A 20811-nucleotide genomic window follows, 5' to 3' on the forward strand; every position below is an offset into this window, starting at 1 on the left:
TTCGTGGCAGGTGTCAGGGCTTGGAGGCGATAGCCGCCTCTACCGCCTTGATGAAATCGGGATCGTCAGGCTTGATCCGGCTGGAAAAACTGCCAACGACCTTGCCCTGACGGTCCACCACATACTTGTAGAAATTCCATTTCGGCGCACCGGACTGTTCGGCCAAGTGCTTGAACAGCGGTATCGCATCCGCACCCCGCACCGGCTGCGGTTCGGTCATGGTGAAGGTCACACCGTAATTGACGTAACAGACCTTGGCGGTTTCGGCCCCGTCCTTGGACTCCTGCTTGAAGTCATTGGACGGTACGCCCAACACTTGCAACCCTTGCTCCTTGTAGCGCTGGTTGAGCGCTTCGAGGCCCTTGAACTGCGGGGCGAACCCACAGAAGCTGGCGGTGTTCACCACCACCAGAGGCTTGCCGGCAAAGCGCTGGCACAAATCAATGGTTTCCTTGGCCCGCAGCTTGGGCAACGAACCCTCCAGCAACGGCGGACAATCGGCAGCCCAGACTTGCCCGGTCACAGCCAGCAACAGGGCGGGAACAGCAAACCAGCGCATCAACATGTCGGTATTTCCTTAAAGCATGTCAGACCACGACGTTACTCCGCCATGCCCGCTGCCGTCCATTGTTCAACACGTCCCCATGCCCAGTTGCATCAAGGCCAACCCGCCCTGGTGCCAGCCCCACCAGGCGAGCGCCAGCAACAGGCCGGCGCCGGCAGCGATCAACCACGGGCCGATGCGACTCATGCCGCACCGACCTGGACTTGCAGGCGCGCCACCGGCCGTTCACGCACCGGCCAGTTCAACGCCGCCGCCAGCAGGCTGAGCAGGATCGATACCTGCCAGATCAAGTCGTAGCTGCCGGTGCGGTCATACACCACCCCGCCCAACCAACCACCGAGGAACGAGCCCAACTGGTGGAACAGGAACACAATCCCACCCAACATCGACAAATTTCGTACACCAAACAGGGTCGCTACCGTGCCGTTGGTCAACGGCACGGTCGACAACCACAGCACGCCCATTGCCATGCCAAACAGGTACGCCGTGGTGGTGGTCACCGGCAGCCACAGGAACAAGCCAATCACCACGGCCCGCAACAGGTACAACCCGGTCAACAGGCGTGGCTTGGACATGCGCCCGCCCAGCCAGCCAGCGGTGTAGGTGCCGAAGATATTGAACAACCCGACCAGGGCCAGCACGGTGGTGCCGACGCTGGCGGGCAGGTGTTGGTCCACCAGGTACGCCGGCAAATGCACGCCAATGAACACCACCTGGAAACCGCAGACAAAAAAGCCGACCGCCAGCAGCCAGAACCCGGAATGGCTGCACGCCTCGCGCAAGGCTTCGGCCAGGGTCTGCTCGTGGCCAGCCACCGGCAACGGTGCGTCCTTGAGCATGCTCACCAGCGGCACGATCAACGCCACCAGCAGCCCCAGCGCCAACAACGCCGCCGACCAACCGAGCCAGCCGATCAGCCCCAGCGTACCGGGCAACATGGCGAACTGGCCGAAGGAACCGGCGGCACTGGCGATGCCCATGCCCATGCTGCGTTTTTCCGGTGGCACGGCCCGTCCGACCACGCCGAGGATCACCGAGAACGATGTGCCCGACAAACCGATACCAATCAAAAGACCCGCGCTCAACGACAAGGACCATGGCGAGTCGGCCATGCCCATGAACACCAGGCCGAGTGCGTAGAGCACGCCACCGATCAGCACCACTTTCGCCGCACCGAAGCGGTCGGCCAGCGCGCCGGTGAAAGGCTGCGCCAGGCCCCAGATCAAGTTCTGCAGGGCAATGGCGAAGGCGAATACCTCACGGCCCCAGCCGAACTCGGCACTCATGGGCGCGAGGAACAGGCCGAAGCCATGCCGCACGCCCAGGGACAACGCCAGGATCAGCGCGCTGCCCACCAGGACCCAACCACAGGTACGCCACATCGATGTCATTTTTGTTCTCCAGTCGTGGGTATATACCCACTTATCATCGAACGAACCGGCGTCACGCCAGTTCATCCAGCAAGGCCAGCAAGGTCGCACGTTTTTCGGCGCCCAGCTTATCGATCAGTTTCTGTTGCGCCGCTTCCCAGGCCGGCAGCGCTGCCGCCAGCCGGGCCTGCCCCGTTTCAGTGAGCACGACGATACGGTTACGCAGATCGTCGCCCTCGGCCAGCGCCACCAGCCCCTCGCCTTCCAGCACCCGCAGGTTGCGCCCCAGGGTGCTGCGGTCCAGGCCCATGGCCTCGGCCAGGGAGGAAATACTCGGTTGGTCCAGGCGCGCCAGGTTGCTCAGCAAAGAATACTGGGCAACGTTGATCCCGAAGCCGTCGAGGGCGCCGTCGTAATACCTGCTGACGCCACGTGCGGCACGACGCAGATTGATGCACAGACATTGGGAAGGAAGCATGATGCGTGTATATACCCGCGACTAAGTGAATGCAAACTTAAATGAACACTGCGCCGTCGACAAGATCCGGCTTCAACGCAACGCCAGCGCGACCAGAACGGCGGTTTCCAGCAGTTCCAGCAAGGCGCCCGCCGTATCCCCGGTGCAGCCTTGCAGCCTGCGCAGCATCATCCGTCGCAATCCGATGAAGACCAGTGTAGCCACCACCAACGTCCACAGCCCGGCCCAGCCCAACAGCAGCAGGCAACCCAGCGCACAGGCCGACAACACCTGCCAGCCCGAGCGGCGCGGCAGGTGATCGGCGAGCGCCTGCCCCAATCCACCGGCACGCACATACGGCGTCGTCAGGAACAACCCCAGCAATGCGCCCCGCCCCAGCATCGGCACGATGAGCAACGCCAAGGCCTGCTCCTGTTCGATCAACGCCACCAGCGCTGTCCATTTGAGCAGCAACACCACCACCAACGTCACGACGGCAATCGGCCCGCTGCGCGGATCCTTCATGATCAGCAACGTCCGTTCGCGATCGCCGAAACCGCCGAGCCACGCATCGGCGCTGTCGGCCAGGCCATCCAGGTGCAACCCGCCGCTAAGCAGCACCCACGCCATCAGCACCAGCGCGGCATGCAGCAGCAACGGCGTGCCGAGCAATAACCAATCCACCCCCCATAACAGCCCTCCGAACACTAGCCCCACCATCGGATAGAACAACAGCGAACGGCCCAACTGTTCGGGCTCGGGCATGCCGGGCAGGCGAACCGGCAGGCTGCTGAGAAATTGCAGGGCGATCCAGAAGGGCAACATCGTCAATTCGCCTCTTCGAGCACTGAACCTGCCGACACTGTCAGGGAAAACAGCGCGCCGTGACCGACTTCGACATTGAGCAGTTGCTCGCGAGGCAGGCCGCGGGCCTGGGCCAGCAGCAGGCGCATGACGCCGCCATGGCTGACCAGCAAGACCCGCTGACCGGCATAGGCCGCGTGCAGACGCTCGATCGCCGCCAGGACGCGGCTGGCAAACACCTGCACCGGCTCGCCTTCGGGGGGCGTGAAGGCATAGGGATCGGCCCAGAACTGGCCCAGTGCCTCGGCGTCAGTGTCCATCAACGCCGCTGCGCTGCGACCTTCCCAGGCGCCAAAATGCAGCTCTTGCAGGTCTTTGTCCAAATGCACCGGCACGTTGAGCCGGGCGCCGAGTTGCTCGGCGAAACGGGCGCAGCGCTGCAAGGGTGAGCTGACCAGACGATCCCAGGGTCCGCCTTGAGCGACGGCGGTGTGCATCTGCTCCCAGCCCCTGGCCGTCAAGGCATCGTCGAGGCTGCCGCGCAAGCCGCCGCCCAATTCGGTTTCGCCGTGACGCAGCAGGTCCAGGCGCAAGGTCATGCCGGGCGGTCCGCCACGGCCGCTTCGGCAAACGTCGCCATCTGCCCGTGCAGGTCACACGCCAGGCGCAACAGCGGCACCGCCAACGCCGCGCCACTGCCCTCGCCCAGGCGCAGGCCGAGATCCAGCAGCGGTTCGGCACCGAGGGTTTCCAGCACGTGGAGATGGCCCGGTTCGGCGCCGCGATGGCCGAACAGCAACCATGGCCGGCACGCGGGATTGAGGCGCACCGCCACCAGGGCCGCGACGCTACAGATGAATCCGTCCACCAGCACGGCGACGCCCTGCTGGGCACAGGCCAGGTATGCGCCGACCAACGCGGCGATTTCAAAACCGCCGAGGTTGAACAGGGTCTGCAATGGATCGTTACCCTGGGCAGCGTGCAACGCCAGCGCCCGTTCGATCACCTGGGCCTTGCGGCTGACACCCGCGGCGTCCAACCCCGTGCCCGGCCCGACCAGATGCGCCACCGGGCAGTCGAGCAAGGCGCAAGCCAGGGCGCTGGCGGCGGTGGTGTTGCCGATGCCCATCTCGCCGCCGATGAACAATTGCGTGCCGGCCGCGACGGCACGCAGCACACTGTCGCGCCCGGCGTGCAAGGCTTGCTCGCCCTGTTTCACCGTCATTGCCGGGCCCTGGGCGAAATTCGCCGTGCCCGGCCCGAGGTTCAGGTGCCGCACACCGGGCAGGTCCAGCGCAGGCGTGACGGTGCCCAGGTCGACCACTTCCAGGGACGCGCCCAGTTGCCGCGCCAGGACGCTGATGGCCGCGCCGCCGCTGACGAAGTTGAGCAGCATTTGCCCGGTGACCTCTTGGGGATAGGCCGATACGCCTTCTGCGACCACGCCATGGTCGCCGGCGAAAATCGAGATCCACAACCGCTCCAGGCTCGGTTTGACCTGCCCTTGCAGACCCGCCAGTTGCACCGCCACCGATTCCAGCCGCCCCAGGGAACCGGCCGGCTTGGTCAGTTGTTGCTGACGGGCCGCGGCCAGTTCCAGCACGTGGGTATCGACGGGCTTGCATGGTTCCAGCCACCAGCGATGATTCATAACGCAGTACCTTTGAGAGTCAGGGGCAGGCCAGCGACGGTCAGCACGACGCGCTGACAACGTTCGGCCAAGGCTTGATGCAGCCAACCGGCTTCATCGACGTAACGGCGCGTCAGCTCGCCCAGCGGCACGACACCCATGCCGGTCTCGTTGCTGACAAAAATGATCTCCCCGGGCAGCGCGGCCAGGCTGTCCAGCAGCGCTTCGCGCTCGGCGTTCAGTTGCTCGGGAGCCTCGAGCATCAACAGGTTGGTCAGCCACAGGGTCAGGCAATCCACCAGCAGGCATTGCCCGGGGGCGGCGTTCTCCCGCAGCACCCGGGCCAGGGCCAAGGGCTCCTCCACCAGCGCCCATTCGGCTGGTCGCCGGGCGCGGTGCTGGGCGACACGATCGTTCATCTCACCGTCCAGGGGTTGGCTGGTGGCGATGTAGGTCACTGGCAAGCGGGTGTCCGCCGCGAGTTTTTCAGCCAGGCGACTCTTACCGGAGCGGGCGCCGCCGAGGATCAGTTGCAGCATGGGTCATTAACCTTTATTTGGCGGTGTGGCGACTGGCGCCATCGCGAGCAAGCTCGCTCCCACAGTTGATCTGGGGTGTACATAAATTCTGTGCTCATCAGCGATCCAATATGGGAGCGAGCTTGCTCGCGATGAGGCCACCCCAGCGACCCTGAATCCCACAAAGCTCACGCAACAATCCAGTATCCAGATGCCGCTCCACCAGATCCGCCAACCGCTCGATGTCCCGCTCGCGCAAGCCGTGGTAATCCACCGTTTGCACATCCGCCAACCCCGCCCAACGCAACAACGCGCTGCTGGCCTGGGGCGACTCGAACAGCCCGTGCAGGTAGGTGCCGAACACCTGTGCGTCGAGGCTCTGGGCGCCGTCGCAACGGCCGTCTTCCAGGTGCACCGCAGCATTTTCCAAGGCCGGGCCGGTGGTCACGCCCGCGTGGATCTCATAGCCGCTGACCTCGGCCGCTTCCAAGGCCAGTCGCCCACGCACATTGCGCAGTTGCTTCTCATGTTCCAGGGTCGTTTCGAAATCCAGCAGGCCCAGACCGGCACTGGAGCCCGCCGCGCCTTCCAGCCCCAAGGGGTCGTGAACCTGCTGGCCAAGCATCTGCAAACCGCCGCAGATGCCCAGCAATTTGCCGCCGTAGCGCAGGTGACGATGGATCGCCGTCTCCCAACCGTTGGCTCGCAGGTAGGCCAGGTCGCTGCGCACGCTTTTCGAGCCGGGCAGGATGATCAGGTCGGCCGGCGGGATGGGCTGGCCGGGGCCGACGAATTGCAGGTCGACCTGTGGGTGCAGGCGCAACGGATCGAAATCGGTGTGGTTGCTGATGCGCGGCAAGACCGGCACCACCACTTTCAGCACGTGTTCGGCCTTGTCGATCTGGCGCTGATCGAGGCCATCCTCGGCTTCCAGGTGCAGATCCATGACGTACGGCAACACGCCGATCACCGGTTTGCCGGTGCGCGCCTCCAGCCAGTCCAGGCCGGGTTGCAGCAAGGCGATGTCGCCACGAAAACGGTTGATGATGAAGCCCTTTACCCGCGCCTGCTCACTGGGGGAAAGCAACTCCAGCGTGCCGACCAGATGGGCGAACACCCCGCCGCGATTGATATCGGCGATCAGCAGCACCGGGCAGTCCACCGCCTCGGCAAAGCCCATGTTGGCGATGTCACCGGCGCGCAGGTTGATCTCCGCCGGCGAGCCGGCGCCTTCCACCATCACCACCGCATAAGCCGCGCTCAAGCGCGCGTGGGAGGCCAGCACCGCTTGCATCGCGATGGCTTTGTAATCGTGATAAGCCACGGCGTTCATGGTGGTGACGGCACGACCATGGATGATCACCTGGGCGCCGGTGTCGCTGTTGGGCTTGAGCAGCACCGGGTTCATGTCGGTGTGCGGTTCGAGACCGGCGGCCTGGGCCTGCACCGCCTGAGCCCGACCGATTTCGCCGCCGTCAGCGGTCACGGCGCTGTTGAGGGCCATGTTCTGCGGCTTGAACGGCACCACGCCCACGCCCTGGCGCCTGACCCAGCGGCACAAGGCCGTGACCAGGGTACTTTTGCCGGCATCGGAGGTGGTGCCCTGCACCATCACTGTGGTCATGGGGTGTCCTTGGCGTAGGCTTCAAAGGCTTGTTCGAGGCGCAGGAATTCGCTGTCGTCGGCCGGCAGCCCGAAACGCAGGCTGCTGGTGTTCACGAACAGGCGCAGGAGAATGCCGCGATGGGCCATGAAATCGTGAAGCCCCTGGGCGTGTTCGGTGATCAGCCATTGGAACAATCCGCAGCCGCCCTGCGGCTTGAAGCCGTGGCGTTCGAGCAACAGCGCCAGGCGTTGGCTGGTGGCTTCGCAGCGTTGGCGCTGAGCTGCGTGGGCATCGCTATCCAGCAGGCACGCCTGGCCCAGCACCCGGGTCGGCCCGCTGACCGCCCACGGCCCGACTTGTTCGGCAAGCAACTTGAGCAAGCGGCGTTCGGCCAATACAAAGCCCAGGCGAACCCCGGCCAGGCCAAAGAACTTGCCGAACGAACGCAGGACGATCAGCCCGACCAGATGGGTGTACGCCGCCAGGCTCAGCGCCGGTGTGACGTCCATGAACGCTTCATCCACCACCAACCAGCCACCGCGCTGGGCCAGGCGGGCATGCCAATCCAGCAAACGCTCGGGCGCCAGGCTCAGGCCCGTGGGGTTGTTCGGATTGACCACCACCAGCACATCGAGGCTATCGAGGAAGAAATCCACTTCCGCTTCCAGCACTTCGCGCACGATATAGCCGCTGCGGCGCCAGGCTTCGGCGTGCTCGGCGTAACACGGCGACAAGACGCCAACCTTGCCGCTGCGACGCAGGCGCGGCAACAGCTGGATGGCCATCTGCGAACCGGCCACCGGCAGCACATCCAACGCACCGTAGTAATCGCAGGCGGCCTGCTCCAAGCCGTCATCGGTTTCCGGCAGGCGCGCCCAAGCCCGCGGGGGAATCGCCGGAACGTCGAACGGCCAAGGCGCGAGGCCGCTGGACAAGTCGAGCCAATCGGCCTCGGCAATGCCGTATTGCCGGGCCGCGTTGCGCAAGCGTCCGCCGTGCTCAAGCATAGAACTCAGCTCCCAGGCAGAGAATCAGCAACCACAACCATACCCCGCGCTGGACCAATTGCCAGCCGCGATCAATGGAATCGGCACTCGCCGGTACGCCTTCGCCCAAGGGCGGACGTTGGTGCAGTTCGCCGTGGTAAACCGCCGCCCCGCCCAACTCGACACCGAGCGCTCCGGCCCCGGCGGCCATCACCGGCCCGGCGTTGGGGCTGTCCCAGGTCGGGCCCTGGCTGCGCCAGCACTTGAACGCCAGGCGGGTCTGGCCGAGCAGCGCGTAGGTCAACGCCACCAGGCGCGCCGGAATGTAGTTGAGCACATCGTCGATCTTGGCCGCTGCCCAGCCGAAGCGCTCGAAGCGTTCGTTGCGATAGCCCCACATGGCGTCGAGGGTATTGCTCAGGCGGTACAGCACCACCCCGGGCGCGCCGGCCACGGCGAACCAGAACAACGCGGCGAACACCGCGTCGCTGCCGTTTTCCAGCACCGACTCGGTGGCGGCGCGGGCCACGGCGGTTTCGTCCAGTTCAGCCGTCTCGCGACTGACCAGATAGCCGACGCGCTGGCGTGCCTGCTCCAGATCACCGCTGCGCAGTGCCCGCGCCACCGGTTCGACATGCTCGCCGAGGCTGCGCAGGCCGAGGGCACAATACAACGCCAGGATATCCACCAACCAGCCCACCATCGGCGCCCAGGACAGGGCCGTGGCGAGCAAGGTCAACGGCACCACGGCCATCACCCAAGCCGTCACCCCGTGGCTGCGCCAGCCACGTCCGCCTGAGTTGAAACGCTGTTCGATGCGATCGGCAAAGCCGCCGAACGCCACCAACGGATGCCAGCGCCGAGGCTCGCCCAACAGCGCATCCAGCGCCACCGCAGCGGCACTGAGCAACGCCACGCTCATGGGCTCACTCCCCAACGGTTTTCATACAGCAGTTCATTGAGCGGACGCGGTTGCGCCCAACCTTCCAGGGCGAGCATCGGCGCTGGGTAAAACCCTTCGACCGGGCCCAGGCAAAGGATCGCCAGCGGCTTGGCCCCGGCGGGCAGGCCCAGCAGGTCGGCCAGGGCCTGAGGTTCGAACAATGACACCCAGCCCATCCCCAGCCCTTCGGCGCGGGAGGCCAGCCACAGGTTCTGGATGGCGCAGGACAGCGAGGCCAGGTCCATTTCCGGCAAGGTCCGACGACCGAAGATGTGCCGCTCGCGATCCTCCATCAACGCCGCCACCAGCACTTCGGCGCAATCATCGATGCCTTCGACCTTGAGCTTCATGAATTCATCGCTGCGCTCGCCCAGGGCTTCGGCGGTGCGAATGCGTTCTTGTTCCACCAGTTGGCGGATCTGCCCACGCAAGGCGCGGTCGCTGATGCGGATGAATCGCCACGGTTGCATCAGGCCGACGCTGGGGGCCTGGTGCGCGGCTTCCAGCAGACGGCGCAACAGGGCCGGCTCTACCGTGCCGCCGCTGAAATGGCGCATGTCGCGGCGCTCGGCGATGGCGCGGTAGACCGCATCGCGTTCGGCCTGGGAGAAAGCGTTGTCGGTCATGGCCGCTTCGCGAGCAAGCTCGCTCCCACAGGGTTCAGGTGATCAAATGTGGGAGCGGGCTTGCTCGCGAAGGCGGCCTCAAGATCTGGCGCAAACAGCCCGGCAATCGCCCTGGGATTGGACGGAAAATAAAAGTGCACATAGGAAGCCGTCATCCGCCCCTGCCGGAAAACCGCCTCCGCCCCTCGCCCGCCATTGGGGCTATGGCCACGGGCAATCGGTTCAACCTCGGTACTGGTCAGGGAATGATGATAGGTGTGCCCACGCAGGTTGCCTTCCGGCAAATCCACCGACTGCAATGCCAAGGCCGCCAGGCGCTTTTGCATCTGCGCATCACCGGCCAGCAAACCCAGCAGTTCGGCGCGCACGCCGTCGACATCGGTCAATGAATCGAGCAGATACAACATGCCGCCGCATTCGGCGAGTAACGGTTTATCGGCGGCGTGGTGGGCACGGATCGCGGCCAGCATCGGCTTATTTCGAGCCAGCGCAAGGTGGTGCAGCTCCGGATAACCGCCAGGCAGATAAAGACTGTCCGCCTCAGGCAGTTCGGTGTCATGGATCGGTGAAAAAAAGCTCAACTGCGCACCCATGGCCCGTAGCAGATCAAGGCTTGCGCCATAGGTGAAGGCGAACGCTTCGTCACGGGCCACGGCGATGCGCACCCCGGCGAGCCACGGCTCAACGGCGATCACCTGCGGCGCGGCGAACTCCACCGCCGGCGGCAGCGCCACTTCGCAACTACTGGCCAAGGCATCGGCCGCCGCGTCGAGGCGCAGGTCGAGATCGTTCAATTCACTGGCCTGGACCAACCCGAGATGACGGCTGGGCAATTCGATGCCGGTTTCCCGGGACAGCGCGCCGTACCAGCGCAGGCCTTCGGTCAGGCTGCCTTCGAGCAACTGCGCGTGACGCAAGGTGCCGACCCGGTTGGCCAAGACCCCGGCGAATGGCAGGTCCGGTTGATAACGGGCCAGGCCCAGGGCCAAGGCACCGAAGGTCTGGGCCATGGCCGTACCGTCGATCACCGCCAGCACCGGTACGCCAAAATGCCGCGCCAGATCGGCGCTGGACGGGGTGCCGTCGAACAGCCCCATCACCCCTTCGATCAGGATCAGGTCCGCTTCGGCGGCGGCTTCCCACAACAGCCGGCGACTTTCCTGCTCGCCGACCATCCACATGTCCAATTGATAGACCGGCGCGCCGCTGGCCCGCTCCAGGATCATCGGATCGAGGAAGTCCGGGCCACACTTGAAGACGCGCACCTTGCGTCCCTGGTTGCGATGCAACCGGGCCAGCGCCGCAGTGACGGTGGTCTTGCCTTGTCCCGAGGCCGGCGCTGCGATCAACACCGCCGGACAGTGGCGGCTTGTCAGGCAAGGGTCACTCACAGTTCGACGCCTTTCTGCGCCTTGATACCCGCCTGGAACGCGTGCTTGATCATGCCCATTTCAGTCACGGTGTCGGCCAGCTCGATCATCTCCGGCTTGGCGCCGCGACCGGTCACCACCACATGCTGCATCGGCGGACGCGCCTGCAGATCGCTGAGCACCTGATCGAGGTCGAGGTAGCCGTGCTTGAGGGCGATATTCAATTCGTCGAGCACCACCAGGCCGATGGACGGATCGCTGAGCAACTGACGGGATACGGCCCAGGCGGCTTCGGCGGCGGCGATGTCGCGCTGGCGGTCCTGGGTTTCCCAGGTGAAACCTTCACCCATGACATGAAAACGCACCTGCTCCGGGAAGCGGCGAAAAAACAGCTCTTCACCGGTGCTATTGCGTCCCTTGATGAACTGCACCACACCGCATTGCATGCCATGGCCCATGGACCGTGCCAGCATGCCGAACGCCGAGCTGCTCTTGCCCTTGCCGTTGCCGGTCAGCACCAGCAGCAAGCCGCATTCGTTCGGCGAGTTGGCGATGCGCTCGTCGATCACGGCTTTCTTGCGCTGCATGCGCGCCAGGTGGCGTTCATCGCGATCAGGGGTGTCGGTCATGGGGAGCTCTCCGTTGGGATTGGATAACGGCGGGCGGGGCACAAAAAAAGACGGCAGCAAGCCTGGCATCGCCCACCGTGATGCCGTTGGATGAATCAGGCCGGTCTCCGGGCTCATGAGCGGCGTGGCGCCGGGCTGCGCGCCTTCCCATGTCATGCGACACAGTGGCTTAGGCACAGCGTTGACTCATTTACCGTTGCGGGGGCAGCGCCGGGTTCGTATGCACTCACCGGCTTCCCTGTTTCACTCTGTCGAACACAGTCACAGAGCACCTGAAACAAGCGGCGAAGGTTAGAGGGTTGGGGGTGGAGCGTCAATTAAAGCCGCCTGTCGGGGCACTCATTGGCGCCGATCAATAAAATGACGCCAATCTTGTGTGATCCTGCGGCAAGTGATATCAAAGCGACATTACGACCCGATATCACAAGAACAAGAGGGCAAAACATGCAAGGCATGCTCATCAGCAATCCGAAACTGGAATTCCTGCGCCCGGTGCTGGAACGCTGGTTTGATTGTATCGACCGCTACAACGCGGTGCGCGGCGATAACGACACCCCCTACTGGTTCGATGAACGAGCCAATCTCAGCTTGCTGTCGGCCGCTGCCTGGATGGCCGAGATGGTCACGCTGCAGAACGCGCCGACCCGCAAGCAGAACGAAGAAGGCGAACGCAACGTCAGCGCCGACCTGTTCATCGCCAGCACCGATGAGCGGGCCTTCATCCAGGCCACCCAACGCTGGCCCAAGGTCAACAACCTGAACCTGACTCAACCGCTGTCGGAAGCCACCAGCGATGCCAAGCGCATCAGCTACGCCAGCGACCTGAAGCTGGGCTGCCTGTTCGTCTCGCCGCAAAAAGCCCAGCAAAGCGCCACGCCCGAAGAACTGCAGGACATGATCGACGACCTGCAAAAGGAAAACACTTGCGCGGTGGCCTGGTACTTCCCATACGCCTATCGCAAGTTGCGCAACGAGGCCGGCCAATACCATCCAGGCATTGCCGTGCTGTTCAAGCAGGCCCATGGCTGACTCATTACTGTGGGAGCGAGCTTGCTCGCGATAGCGACGCACCTGGCAACATCAATCTTGATTGTCCTGCCGCCATCGCGAGCAAGCTCGCTCCCACAAGGTTTTGCGCGCAGTTTGAACCATCCGTGCGTCTACGCTTCTCTATGAATAACCACATGCATTCATAGGGAAGCCAGCATGCTCAAGCCACCCCATCTTCTGATCGTCGCCCTTGCCGCCGGGCTTGTCGCTTGTGGCGAGTCTTCCACACTGCAAGTGTCCGATGGCACCGGTCCTGCGCCGAAGCTGCCGGAACCGAACAAGACCCTGGTCCCCACCGTCAACATCGCCGAAGCCATCGGCTGGCCGCAAGGCACCAAGCCGACCCCGGCCCAGGGCCTGCAAGTGGGCGCGTTCGCCGAAGGACTGGACCATCCGCGCTGGCTTTACGTGCTGCCCAATGGCGATGTGCTGGTGGCCGAAACCAACGCCCCGCCCAAGCCAGACGACAGCAAGGGCATCCGTGGCTGGGTGATGAAAAAGGTCATGGGCCGCGCCGGTGCCGGGGTGCCCAGCCCCAACCGCATCACGCTATTACGCGACGCCAATCACGATGGCATCGCCGAAACCCGTACGGTATTCCTGGAAAACCTCAATTCGCCGTTCGGCATGACCCTGGTGGGCAATGACCTGTACGTGGCCGACACCGACCGACTGATCCGCTTCCCGTACAAGGACGGTGACACGCAGATCAAGGCGCAGCCGACCAAGGTCGTCGACCTGCCGGGCGGCACCCTCAACCATCACTGGACCAAGAACGTGATCGCCAGCCGCGACGGCAGCAAGCTGTACGTCACCACCGGTTCGAACAGCAACGTCGCGGAAAATGGCATGGAGGCCGAAGAAGGTCGCGCCGCCATCTGGGAAGTGGACCGGGCCAGCGGCAATCACCGAATCTTCGCCTCAGGCCTGCGCAACCCCAACGGCCTGGCCTGGGAACCCCGCAGCGGAGCCCTGTGGACGGCCGTGAACGAACGGGATGAGATCGGTAGCGACCTGGTGCCGGACTACATCACCTCGGTCAAGGACGGCGCGTTCTATGGCTGGCCCTACAGCTACTACGGGCAACACGTCGATGTCCGGGTCGAACCACAGAACCCGGCCCTGGTGGCCAAGGCCATCGCCCCGGACTACGCTGTCGGCCCCCATACCGCCTCACTGGGCCTGACCTTCGCTGAAGGCAGCACCCTGCCTGCACCGTTTACCGAAGGGGCTTTCGTTGGTCAGCACGGTTCCTGGAACCGTAAACCCCACAGTGGCTATAAAGTGATTTTCGTACCGTTCAACGGCGGCAAACCCGTGGGGCAACCGGTGGATGTGCTGACCGGCTTCCTGAACGCCGACGAAAAAGCCCAAGGCCGGCCGGTGGGCGTGGTAATCGACAAGCAGGGTGGTTTGTTGGTGGCTGATGATGTGGGGAACAAGATCTGGCGGGTCTCGGGTCAGTAACACCACTCAAGACTTGTGAAGGCCCCCTGTGGCGAGGGAGCTTGCTCCCGCTGGGCTGCGAAGCAGCCTTTGGGCTCTGACGGTTGCTGCGCAACCGAGCGGGAGCAAGCTCCCTCGCCACAAGAGCGTCCTCAGGGATTACGCGCCAGGTGCTCCGGCTGCAACACACGCTTGGCGCCCAGGTAAGCCTTTTGCCAATAGGCCTTGGACAAGCTGTCGAGCTTGACCGTGCCGCCCGTGGCCGGTGCGTGGACGAAGCGCCCCTCGCCGACATAGATCCCGGCATGGCTGACCTGAGAGCCGCCGTTGGTAGCGAAGAAAATCAAATCGCCGGTCTGCAAGGCGTTCTTGCCGACATCCGGCGCGCGCATGCCGATCATCTCGCGCGTGGAGCGCGGCAGGGAAATACCGGCGGCGTCGCGGTACACATAACCGATCAAGCCACTGCAATCGAATCCCGAATCCGGCGTGTTGCCGCCCCAGCGGTACGGCGTCCCTACCAGGCCCAGGGCCCGGAACAGGACGTCTTCGGCGGCAGGGGAAAAGGATTGCGAGGGGGCAAAGACCACCGGGGCCCGTACCACAGGTGCTGGCGGCGGGGTTCGGCTGGCGCACGCACTGAGCAGTGCGGCGAGGAAGATGAGCGCGAGGCGGGCCGACGTCGACATATGCAGAACAATCCTGATCTGGATGCGGCTTTTCTGCCGTGGGCATGAAAACAAATCCGCCTGCGTAGTACGCAGGCGGATTGCCATCAATCAATGATCAAGGATTCTAGCGACTATGTGGCAAACTTCAAGTAAGACTTTAAGTTTGCCTTACAAACTGTGTGCTTACTTGCGAGCAGTGACCACAGTCGGTGCCATGGCGAGGGCGCGCTTGGCTTCGATGAAGGTCTTGCTCCAGTAGCTGTCGCCCAGGCTGTCGATCCGCACGCCACCGCTGCGGCGGCTGCTGGAATGGATGAACTGGTTGTCGCCCAGGTAGATACCGGCATGGCTGACGCGACCGCGACGACCGTTGGTGCTGAAGAACAGCAGGTCACCGGGCTCCAGCTGATTGCGCGCTACGAGTGGGGCGTTCACGTTGATCATTTCGCGAGTGGAACGCGGCAGGTTCATGCCAGCCTCTTCGCGGAACAGATAACCGATGAAACCGCTGCAATCGAAGCCGGCTTCAGAAGTACCGCCAAAACGGTAGCGGGTACCGATCAGCGACATGCCACGTTCCAGGATGCTGTCAGCCAGTACTGGAAGCTGGTAAGGCTTGCTGCCGGCGAAGGCTGCGAGTTCTTTGTCGGAGGCCATTTCTTCCTGGAACGCAACGGAGGAAGACTGGGCGGTAACGGAATTCCGGACCTGTGGTTGTGGCGCTTGCTGGGACACTGGAGAGTGGGCAGCGCAACCGAACAACAGGGTAACGAGTGCGAGAGGCACGAGGGGTGCGAAGCGATTTAGCATGGGCACGACCGTGGCTGAAGTAGTAAAGATGGCGAGACTATGCCTTCTATCAACCTCATTTGCAAATTCAATCGATGCAAATGTGACTTCTCGGTTTTACGTTTACATCTAAGCGCTTAAGCCCATTTTGAACGTCACGCAGCCTGCAACCCAGCAGGACCGCGGGTTTCGCCGCGTCCAGAACAGGCCATGAGCCACTACTCACAACGGTTCTACCAGCCCAAAGTTTCTTTCAAAAAAGGAATAGTCAGCTTGCGCTGGGCCTGGAGCGAGGCTTGGTCGAGGCGCTCGAGTAGCTCGAACAATGCGCTCATGCTGCGGGTGCCACGGGTGAGGATGAAATGCCCGACTTCATCGGTCAGGTGCAGGCCACGTCGGGAAGCGCGTAGCTGCAAGGCACGGAGTTTGTCTTCGTCGGACAACGGGCGCATCTGGAAAATCAGCGCCAGGGTGAGACGGGATTTGAGATCCGCCAGTTTCACCGGCAGCTCCCGAGGCGACGTCGAGGCGGCGATCAACAAGCGCCGACCGCTGTCGCGCAACCGATTGAACAGGTGAAACAGCGCTTCTTCCCAGTCAGCCTTGCCGGCCACGGCCTGGAGATCGTCCAGGCAGACCAATTCGTACTGTTCAAGGTTGTCGAGGATTTCAACGCCGCGATCCAGCAATTCAGCCAGCGGCAGATACACGGCCGGCTCGCCCAACTGCTCGAACCGCAGGCAAGCCGCCTGCAACAGGTGCGTGCGCCCTACCCCGTCCTTGCCCCACAGATAGATCAGGCTTTCGGTCCAGCCGGCGTCGGCTTCGCAGAGCCGCTCGACATAGCCGAGTGCAGCGGCATTGGCGCCTGGGTAGTAGTTGATAAAGGTAGCGTCATCACGCAGACGCACACCTAGGGGCAGCTGAATCGGTTTCATGCTGACTGAACAGTTCCCAAGGAACCGTTAGTGGCCTCTGTGTAAAGTGCGCAAAGTTTATACCCGTGGCGCGGACCGCACAATGCGCCGGACCACGAGCAAAATCAAAGGTTTGCAGCAGCAAGGGCGCGGAGCGTCAGTTTCCCTGACACCCCGCCGGTCATTCGCCCTACAGATCAGGGTCTTCAGCGCCGCTATAAATGTCCGAATCCTTGTACAGATCGTGCATATGCCGCACCAGCACCATGATCACCGCCGCCACCGGCAGCGCCAGCAGGATCCCGGTGAAACCGAACAACTCGCCACCGGCCAGGATCGCAAAGATCACCGCCACGGGATGCAGGCCAATGCGGTCGCCCACCAACAGCGGCGTCAGCACCATGCCCTCCAGGGCTTGCCCGACCATGAACACCGCCACGATGCCGACCATCGGGTACAAGTCACCGCCGAACTGGAACAACCCGGCGATCAACGCCGCACCGATACCAATCACAAAGCCCATGTACGGCACGATGGCCGCCAGCCCGGCGATCAAGCCGATCAACAACCCCAACTCCAGCCCCACCAGCATCAAGCCGGCCGCGTAGATGAAACCCAGGGCCACCATTACCAGCAACTGCCCGCGCACGAACGCCCCCAAGACCTCATGGCATTCGCCGGTCAGGGTCATGATGCGTTCTTCGCGCTGACGCGGCAGCAGGCTGCGGATCTTGGCCATCATCAGGTCCCAGTCCCGCAGCAGATAGAAAGCCACCACCGGGATCAGCACCAGGTTTGCCAGCCAGCCGATCAACGCCAGGCCCGAGGCCGTCGCCTGGCTCAACACCACGCCAACGATATCGGTCGTCTGGCCCATGTGCTCGCTGATGGCGGCCTTGACCTTGTCGAACTTCCAGAAACCGTCGGCCAAGCCCAATTTCGACTGCACCCACGGCATCGCGCTGTGCTGCAACCAATCGAGCATCTGCGGCGCCAACTCGTACAGGCGCACCAGTTGCTTGGCGAGCATCGGTATCAGCACCAGTAACAGGGCGCTCACGATCAGTGTGAACAGCGCAAACACCGCCACCACGCCCCAGGTCCGCGACAGGCCGAGTTTTTCCAGGCGATCCACCACCGGATCGAACAGATAGGCCAACAGCAGCGCAACCAGGAACGGTGTGAGGATCGGATGCAGCAAATAGATAAGCGCGAACAGCAGGGCAACCCCACCCAACCAGAACCAACGCCGCGTATCGCCCATGAACCACTCCTAGCTATATAAAGAAAGACAACCTACCAGCGGAACCGCAAATTGGCGGCCGGTGCTGGCGCAGGTGCTGCAACCGGGGCCGAGCCATCGGCGGCGGGTGGCGCGACCGGCACCGGCGCGACGGCCTCACCGGCTGGAACCTCCTGCAGTCTTGCCAGGGCCAGTTGCGCCTTCAATTGTTCGGCACTGCCGTTGACCCGATAGACGATCCGGTCCCCTTCGACCCGCTGCAACTGCCCAGCGAACGGTTCGAGCAAACGCCCCAGCGCCGCGTAGCGCTCCAGGTTCATGCCCTGCACTTCCAGCAATTGCTCCGTGGCCACCCCCGGCTTGGCGACGAAGCGCGGCGCCAGGCGCTGGCTCACCGCGAGCATGACCGCATCGGCCAAGGCCGCAGGATCGGCGCCCAGGGCAGTACCCTGCTCACGCTGGTCCCCCAGCCACAGGCGCCAGGTACCATGCCACTGGCCGCCTTCTTCCTTCGCATGGACCGCCAGCAAGGCGTCTGCCGCGTAGCGCTCCGACGCATCGCGCAGAGGCGCCGGGTCGCTGCCTTCCAGGTTCGGCGCGGTGGCGACGATCTGCTCGCTCAGATCCGCCAGCGGCAGGTGCAAAGCCAGGCCCCGATGCTGCGCGGCACGCCGCAACGGCGTGGCGCTGGCTTGGCCATCGCCCACCAGGCTGGAGCTCTCGGCCGAGTCGTTCAGCCACCAGCCCAGGATCGATGGCCGGTTCGCGCTCCAGAGCGACAAGCCTGCCGAGCGCAATGCCCGGTCGGTACTCGCCGGGTCGAAATCCACCTTGAGGCTTTCCGGCGGGCCGGCGTCGTAGCCATATTGAAGAATGATCTGTTGCGGGTCCTGGCGGATGGCCGCCAACCCGGGATTCTGGGCCGCCTTGGCATCGCCGGTCAGGCGCAGCACCAGCGTATCCAGGGCGCGCAACGTCGCCTGGTTGCGCTCCTCCGGCGTCTGGCTGGTGACCGGTTCGAGCACTTGATAGAGGCCATTGACGGTTTCGGCATGGCTCGCCAGGCTGATCAGCGACAAGCAGCCCACGGACAAGAATTTGAACAAACGCATGGAAGATTCCCGGACATAACGGCTGGAACAGGCCGTGTGAAGAAGATTGAGCATGGCTGAGACCACAGCACCCGGCAAAACATTCACACGCCGGCGGAAGTTTCGCACGGTCATCACCATAACCGGTTACCGCTACACCTTATACAGAGGCGTTGCGCAGTACCAATATAAGAAATATCGGTTTTTTTCCGCGGATATGTCCCTGCCCGTCGGCGCGAGGATGGCCGCTGCCCCTCAAGCCTGATAAAATCGCGCGCCTTCGCAGACCGGCAACGGCCGGGCCCCCGGAATAATTCGTACAACGGTTATTCAATGGCCCTGGCGGTCGGTCGTTACCCAGAAATCCCCCCTAAAGGCCTGGATCATGAGCAAGCAACCCTCCCTGAGCTACAAGGACGCCGGTGTAGACATCGACGCCGGTGAAGCATTGGTCGAACGCATCAAGAGCGTCGCCAAGCGCACTGCGCGCCCGGAAGTCATGGGCGGCCTGGGCGGTTTCGGCGCCCTCTGCGAGATCCCGGCCGGCTACAAGCAACCGGTGCTGGTCTCGGGCACCGACGGCGTCGGCACCAAGCTGCGCCTGGCCCTGAACCTGAACAAGCACGACAGCATCGGCATCGACCTGGTGGCCATGTGCGTGAACGACCTGGTGGTGTGCGGTGCCGAGCCGCTGTTCTTCCTTGACTACTACGCCACCGGCAAACTGAACGTCGACACCGCTGCCCAGGTCGTGACCGGCATCGGCGCCGGCTGCGAACTGTCCGGCTGCTCCCTGGTCGGCGGCGAAACCGCTGAAATGCCCGGCATGTACGAAGGCGAAGACTACGACCTGGCCGGCTTCTGCGTCGGCGTCGTGGAGAAAGCCGAAATCATCGACGGCTCGAAAGTCGCCGCTGGCGATGCCCTGCTCGCCCTGCCTTCCTCCGGCCCGCACTCCAACGGCTACTCGCTGATCCGCAAGATCATCGAAGTCTCGGGTGCCGACATTGAAAACACCCAGCTCGACGGCAAGCCACTGGCCGACCTGCTGATGGCTCCGACCCGCATCTACGTCAAGCCGCTGCTCAAGCTGATCAAGGACACCGGTGCCGTCAAGGCCATGGCCCACATCACCGGTGGTGGCCTGTTGGACAACATCCCGCGTGTGCTGCCAAAAGGCGCCCAGGCCGTGGTCGACGTGGCGAGCTGGACCCGTCCGGCGGTGTTCGACTGGCTGCAAGAAAAAGGCAATGTCGATGAAACCGAAATGCACCGCGTGCTGAACTGCGGCGTGGGCATGGTCATCTGCGTAGCCCAGGAGCACGTCGAGACCGCCCTGAACGTCCTGCGTGAAGCCGGCGAACAGCCTTGGGTCATCGGCCAGATCGCCACCGCGGCCGAAGGCGCCGCACAGGTCGAGCTGAAAAACCTTAAGGCACACTGATGTCCGCAACCTGTGACGTGGTGGTGCTGCTGTCCGGCACCGGCAGTAACTTGCAGGCCTTGATCGACAGCACACGGACCGGCGACAGCCCGGTCCGTATCCGTGCGGTGATTTCCAACCGCGCCGATGCCTACGGCCTGCAACGCGCCAGGGACGCGGGCATCGACACCCGGGTCCTGGATCACAAGGCGTTCGAAGGCCGCGAAGCCTTCGACGCCGCGCTGATCGAACAGATCGACACCTTCAATCCGCAACTGGTCGTGCTCGCTGGCTTCATGCGCATCCTCAGCGCTGGCTTCGTGCGTCACTACCAGGGCCGCCTGTTCAATATCCATCCCTCGCTGCTGCCCAAATACAAAGGGTTACACACTCACCAGCGCGCGCTGGAGGCCGGAGACACGGAGCACGGCTGCTCCGTGCACTTTGTCACCGAGGAACTCGATGGCGGACCACTGGTCGTACAGGCAGTAATACCGGTAGAGTTGCACGACACGCCGCAAAGTCTGGCGCAGCGGGTTCACGCCCGCGAGCACCAGATCTACCCGATGGCCGTACGTTGGTTTGCCGAAGGAAGGCTGACCCTCGACGATCGCGGTGCCTCACTGGACGGCCAGTTGCTCGCCGCCAGCGGCCATTTGATTCGATACTAGGAGATT

At 63.6% G+C, this 20811-nt stretch carries 22 protein-coding genes and 1 riboswitch; of the genes, 4 read left to right on the forward strand and 18 right to left on the reverse strand.

The genetic code is table 11. From position 1 onward, the window contains the following. Positions 1 to 13: 13 nt before the first annotated feature. From ACZ5M5_RS22925 to cobO, 13 genes are all read right to left on the reverse strand, one after another. Positions 14 to 565: a glutathione peroxidase gene (locus ACZ5M5_RS22925; protein WP_464738027.1), complete on the reverse strand. Its 552-nt coding sequence runs from the start codon at positions 563 to 565 to the stop codon at positions 14 to 16. Positions 566 to 747: 182 nt separating this feature from the next. Further along, complete coding sequence (locus ACZ5M5_RS22930) at positions 748 to 1956, reverse strand: MFS transporter (protein WP_464738028.1); 1209 nt, start codon at positions 1954 to 1956, stop codon at positions 748 to 750. Between the two features lie 52 nt (positions 1957 to 2008). Beyond that, on the reverse strand, positions 2009 to 2413 hold the full coding sequence (locus ACZ5M5_RS22935; protein WP_003204618.1) for a MarR family winged helix-turn-helix transcriptional regulator: 405 nt from the start codon (positions 2411 to 2413) through the stop codon (positions 2009 to 2011). Positions 2414 to 2485: 72 nt separating this feature from the next. Continuing rightward, positions 2486 to 3217: an adenosylcobinamide-GDP ribazoletransferase gene (locus tag ACZ5M5_RS22940; protein WP_464738029.1), complete on the reverse strand. Its 732-nt coding sequence runs from the start codon at positions 3215 to 3217 to the stop codon at positions 2486 to 2488. Positions 3218 to 3219: 2 nt separating this feature from the next. Then, positions 3220 to 3795, reverse strand: coding sequence for an alpha-ribazole phosphatase family protein (gene cobC, locus ACZ5M5_RS22945; protein WP_464738030.1), 576 nt, complete (start codon positions 3793 to 3795; stop codon positions 3220 to 3222). Further along, positions 3792 to 4847 (reverse strand): nicotinate-nucleotide--dimethylbenzimidazole phosphoribosyltransferase, encoded by a 1056-nt coding sequence (gene cobT, locus ACZ5M5_RS22950; protein WP_464738031.1) that lies wholly within the window; start codon positions 4845 to 4847, stop codon positions 3792 to 3794. The genes cobC and cobT overlap by 4 nt, the downstream gene beginning before the upstream one ends. After that, positions 4844 to 5365, reverse strand: coding sequence for a bifunctional adenosylcobinamide kinase/adenosylcobinamide-phosphate guanylyltransferase (gene cobU / locus ACZ5M5_RS22955; RefSeq protein ID WP_464738032.1), 522 nt, complete (start codon positions 5363 to 5365; stop codon positions 4844 to 4846). The genes cobT and cobU overlap by 4 nt, the downstream gene beginning before the upstream one ends. 97 nt (positions 5366 to 5462) lie before the next feature. Further along, a complete protein-coding gene (locus tag ACZ5M5_RS22960; RefSeq protein WP_464738033.1) occupies positions 5463 to 6968 on the reverse strand; it encodes a cobyric acid synthase in 1506 nt (501 codons plus the stop codon). After that, positions 6965 to 7957, reverse strand: coding sequence for a threonine-phosphate decarboxylase CobD (cobD, locus tag ACZ5M5_RS22965; protein ID WP_103311113.1), 993 nt, complete (start codon positions 7955 to 7957; stop codon positions 6965 to 6967). The genes ACZ5M5_RS22960 and cobD overlap by 4 nt, the downstream gene beginning before the upstream one ends. Then, positions 7950 to 8858, reverse strand: coding sequence for an adenosylcobinamide-phosphate synthase CbiB (cbiB, locus tag ACZ5M5_RS22970; RefSeq protein WP_103311114.1), 909 nt, complete (start codon positions 8856 to 8858; stop codon positions 7950 to 7952). Before cbiB ends, cobD begins: the two co-directional genes overlap by 8 nt. Beyond that, the gene (bluB, locus tag ACZ5M5_RS22975) at positions 8855 to 9505 is read right to left on the reverse strand and encodes a 5,6-dimethylbenzimidazole synthase (RefSeq protein ID WP_103311116.1); all 651 of its coding nucleotides are present in this window, start codon (positions 9503 to 9505) and stop codon (positions 8855 to 8857) included. Before bluB ends, cbiB begins: the two co-directional genes overlap by 4 nt. After that, positions 9502 to 10896: a cobyrinate a,c-diamide synthase gene (locus tag ACZ5M5_RS22980; RefSeq protein ID WP_060741074.1), complete on the reverse strand. Its 1395-nt coding sequence runs from the start codon at positions 10894 to 10896 to the stop codon at positions 9502 to 9504. Before ACZ5M5_RS22980 ends, bluB begins: the two co-directional genes overlap by 4 nt. Further along, complete coding sequence (gene cobO, locus ACZ5M5_RS22985) at positions 10893 to 11504, reverse strand: cob(I)yrinic acid a,c-diamide adenosyltransferase (RefSeq protein WP_060741073.1); 612 nt, start codon at positions 11502 to 11504, stop codon at positions 10893 to 10895. Before cobO ends, ACZ5M5_RS22980 begins: the two co-directional genes overlap by 4 nt. A gap of 81 nt (positions 11505 to 11585) precedes the next feature. Beyond that, positions 11586 to 11795, reverse strand: a riboswitch (cobalamin riboswitch). Between the two features lie 153 nt (positions 11796 to 11948). On the opposite strand from cobO, the gene ACZ5M5_RS22990 reads away from it, so the two are divergent. Next, a complete protein-coding gene (locus ACZ5M5_RS22990; RefSeq protein ID WP_092170032.1) occupies positions 11949 to 12533 on the forward strand; it encodes a hypothetical protein in 585 nt (194 codons plus the stop codon). 177 nt (positions 12534 to 12710) lie between these two features. Then, a complete protein-coding gene (locus tag ACZ5M5_RS22995) occupies positions 12711 to 14021 on the forward strand; it encodes a PQQ-dependent sugar dehydrogenase (protein WP_103311118.1) in 1311 nt (436 codons plus the stop codon). Positions 14022 to 14152: 131 nt separating this feature from the next. On the opposite strand, the gene ACZ5M5_RS23000 is transcribed toward ACZ5M5_RS22995, so the two are convergent. From ACZ5M5_RS23000 to ACZ5M5_RS23020, 5 genes are all read right to left on the reverse strand, one after another. Then, complete coding sequence (locus ACZ5M5_RS23000) at positions 14153 to 14689, reverse strand: C40 family peptidase (protein ID WP_060741070.1); 537 nt, start codon at positions 14687 to 14689, stop codon at positions 14153 to 14155. Between the two features lie 165 nt (positions 14690 to 14854). Continuing rightward, positions 14855 to 15481: a C40 family peptidase gene (locus ACZ5M5_RS23005; RefSeq protein WP_060741069.1), complete on the reverse strand. Its 627-nt coding sequence runs from the start codon at positions 15479 to 15481 to the stop codon at positions 14855 to 14857. A gap of 212 nt (positions 15482 to 15693) precedes the next feature. Beyond that, positions 15694 to 16398, reverse strand: a complete 705-nt coding sequence (gene hda, locus ACZ5M5_RS23010) for a DnaA regulatory inactivator Hda (protein WP_003178999.1) — start codon at positions 16396 to 16398, stop codon at positions 15694 to 15696. A gap of 169 nt (positions 16399 to 16567) precedes the next feature. Further along, complete coding sequence (locus tag ACZ5M5_RS23015) at positions 16568 to 17641, reverse strand: AI-2E family transporter (RefSeq protein WP_060741068.1); 1074 nt, start codon at positions 17639 to 17641, stop codon at positions 16568 to 16570. 32 nt (positions 17642 to 17673) lie between these two features. Next, on the reverse strand, positions 17674 to 18732 hold the full coding sequence (locus ACZ5M5_RS23020) for a DUF2066 domain-containing protein (RefSeq protein ID WP_464738034.1): 1059 nt from the start codon (positions 18730 to 18732) through the stop codon (positions 17674 to 17676). 364 nt (positions 18733 to 19096) lie between these two features. On the opposite strand from ACZ5M5_RS23020, the gene purM reads away from it, so the two are divergent. Both purM and purN read left to right on the forward strand, forming a co-directional pair. Next, positions 19097 to 20155, forward strand: coding sequence for a phosphoribosylformylglycinamidine cyclo-ligase (gene purM, locus ACZ5M5_RS23025; RefSeq protein WP_003204658.1), 1059 nt, complete (start codon positions 19097 to 19099; stop codon positions 20153 to 20155). After that, entirely contained in the window at positions 20155 to 20805 is a 651-nt protein-coding gene (gene purN / locus ACZ5M5_RS23030; protein WP_060741065.1) for a phosphoribosylglycinamide formyltransferase, read from the forward strand. Before purM ends, purN begins: the two co-directional genes overlap by 1 nt. Positions 20806 to 20811: the final 6 nt, after the last annotated feature.

This window comes from Pseudomonas sp. Van50 (assembly GCF_055390755.1).

What these genes read in the sequence shown, in the direction of transcription:
- ACZ5M5_RS22925 (WP_464738027.1), bottom strand. Translation starts at nt 565, where the DNA reads ATGTTGATGCGCTGGTTTGCTGTTCCCGCCCTGTTGCTGGCTGTGACC.
- ACZ5M5_RS22930 (WP_464738028.1), bottom strand. Translation starts at nt 1,956, where the DNA reads ATGACATCGATGTGGCGTACCTGTGGTTGGGTCCTGGTGGGCAGCGCG.
- ACZ5M5_RS22935 (WP_003204618.1), bottom strand. Translation starts at nt 2,413, where the DNA reads ATGCTTCCTTCCCAATGTCTGTGCATCAATCTGCGTCGTGCCGCACGT.
- ACZ5M5_RS22940 (WP_464738029.1), bottom strand. Translation starts at nt 3,217, where the DNA reads ATGTTGCCCTTCTGGATCGCCCTGCAATTTCTCAGCAGCCTGCCGGTT.
- cobC (WP_464738030.1), bottom strand. Translation starts at nt 3,795, where the DNA reads ATGACCTTGCGCCTGGACCTGCTGCGTCACGGCGAAACCGAATTGGGC.
- cobT (WP_464738031.1), bottom strand. Translation starts at nt 4,847, where the DNA reads ATGAATCATCGCTGGTGGCTGGAACCATGCAAGCCCGTCGATACCCAC.
- cobU (WP_464738032.1), bottom strand. Translation starts at nt 5,365, where the DNA reads ATGCTGCAACTGATCCTCGGCGGCGCCCGCTCCGGTAAGAGTCGCCTG.
- ACZ5M5_RS22960 (WP_464738033.1), bottom strand. Translation starts at nt 6,968, where the DNA reads ATGACCACAGTGATGGTGCAGGGCACCACCTCCGATGCCGGCAAAAGT.
- cobD (WP_103311113.1), bottom strand. Translation starts at nt 7,957, where the DNA reads ATGCTTGAGCACGGCGGACGCTTGCGCAACGCGGCCCGGCAATACGGC.
- cbiB (WP_103311114.1), bottom strand. Translation starts at nt 8,858, where the DNA reads ATGAGCGTGGCGTTGCTCAGTGCCGCTGCGGTGGCGCTGGATGCGCTG.
- bluB (WP_103311116.1), bottom strand. Translation starts at nt 9,505, where the DNA reads ATGACCGACAACGCTTTCTCCCAGGCCGAACGCGATGCGGTCTACCGC.
- cobO (WP_060741073.1), bottom strand. Translation starts at nt 11,504, where the DNA reads ATGACCGACACCCCTGATCGCGATGAACGCCACCTGGCGCGCATGCAG.
- ACZ5M5_RS22990 (WP_092170032.1), top strand. Translation starts at nt 11,949, where the DNA reads ATGCAAGGCATGCTCATCAGCAATCCGAAACTGGAATTCCTGCGCCCG.
- ACZ5M5_RS22995 (WP_103311118.1), top strand. Translation starts at nt 12,711, where the DNA reads ATGCTCAAGCCACCCCATCTTCTGATCGTCGCCCTTGCCGCCGGGCTT.
- ACZ5M5_RS23000 (WP_060741070.1), bottom strand. Translation starts at nt 14,689, where the DNA reads ATGTCGACGTCGGCCCGCCTCGCGCTCATCTTCCTCGCCGCACTGCTC.
- ACZ5M5_RS23005 (WP_060741069.1), bottom strand. Translation starts at nt 15,481, where the DNA reads ATGCTAAATCGCTTCGCACCCCTCGTGCCTCTCGCACTCGTTACCCTG.
- hda (WP_003178999.1), bottom strand. Translation starts at nt 16,398, where the DNA reads ATGAAACCGATTCAGCTGCCCCTAGGTGTGCGTCTGCGTGATGACGCT.
- ACZ5M5_RS23015 (WP_060741068.1), bottom strand. Translation starts at nt 17,641, where the DNA reads ATGGGCGATACGCGGCGTTGGTTCTGGTTGGGTGGGGTTGCCCTGCTG.
- ACZ5M5_RS23020 (WP_464738034.1), bottom strand. Translation starts at nt 18,732, where the DNA reads ATGCGTTTGTTCAAATTCTTGTCCGTGGGCTGCTTGTCGCTGATCAGC.
- purM (WP_003204658.1), top strand. Translation starts at nt 19,097, where the DNA reads ATGAGCAAGCAACCCTCCCTGAGCTACAAGGACGCCGGTGTAGACATC.
- purN (WP_060741065.1), top strand. Translation starts at nt 20,155, where the DNA reads ATGTCCGCAACCTGTGACGTGGTGGTGCTGCTGTCCGGCACCGGCAGT.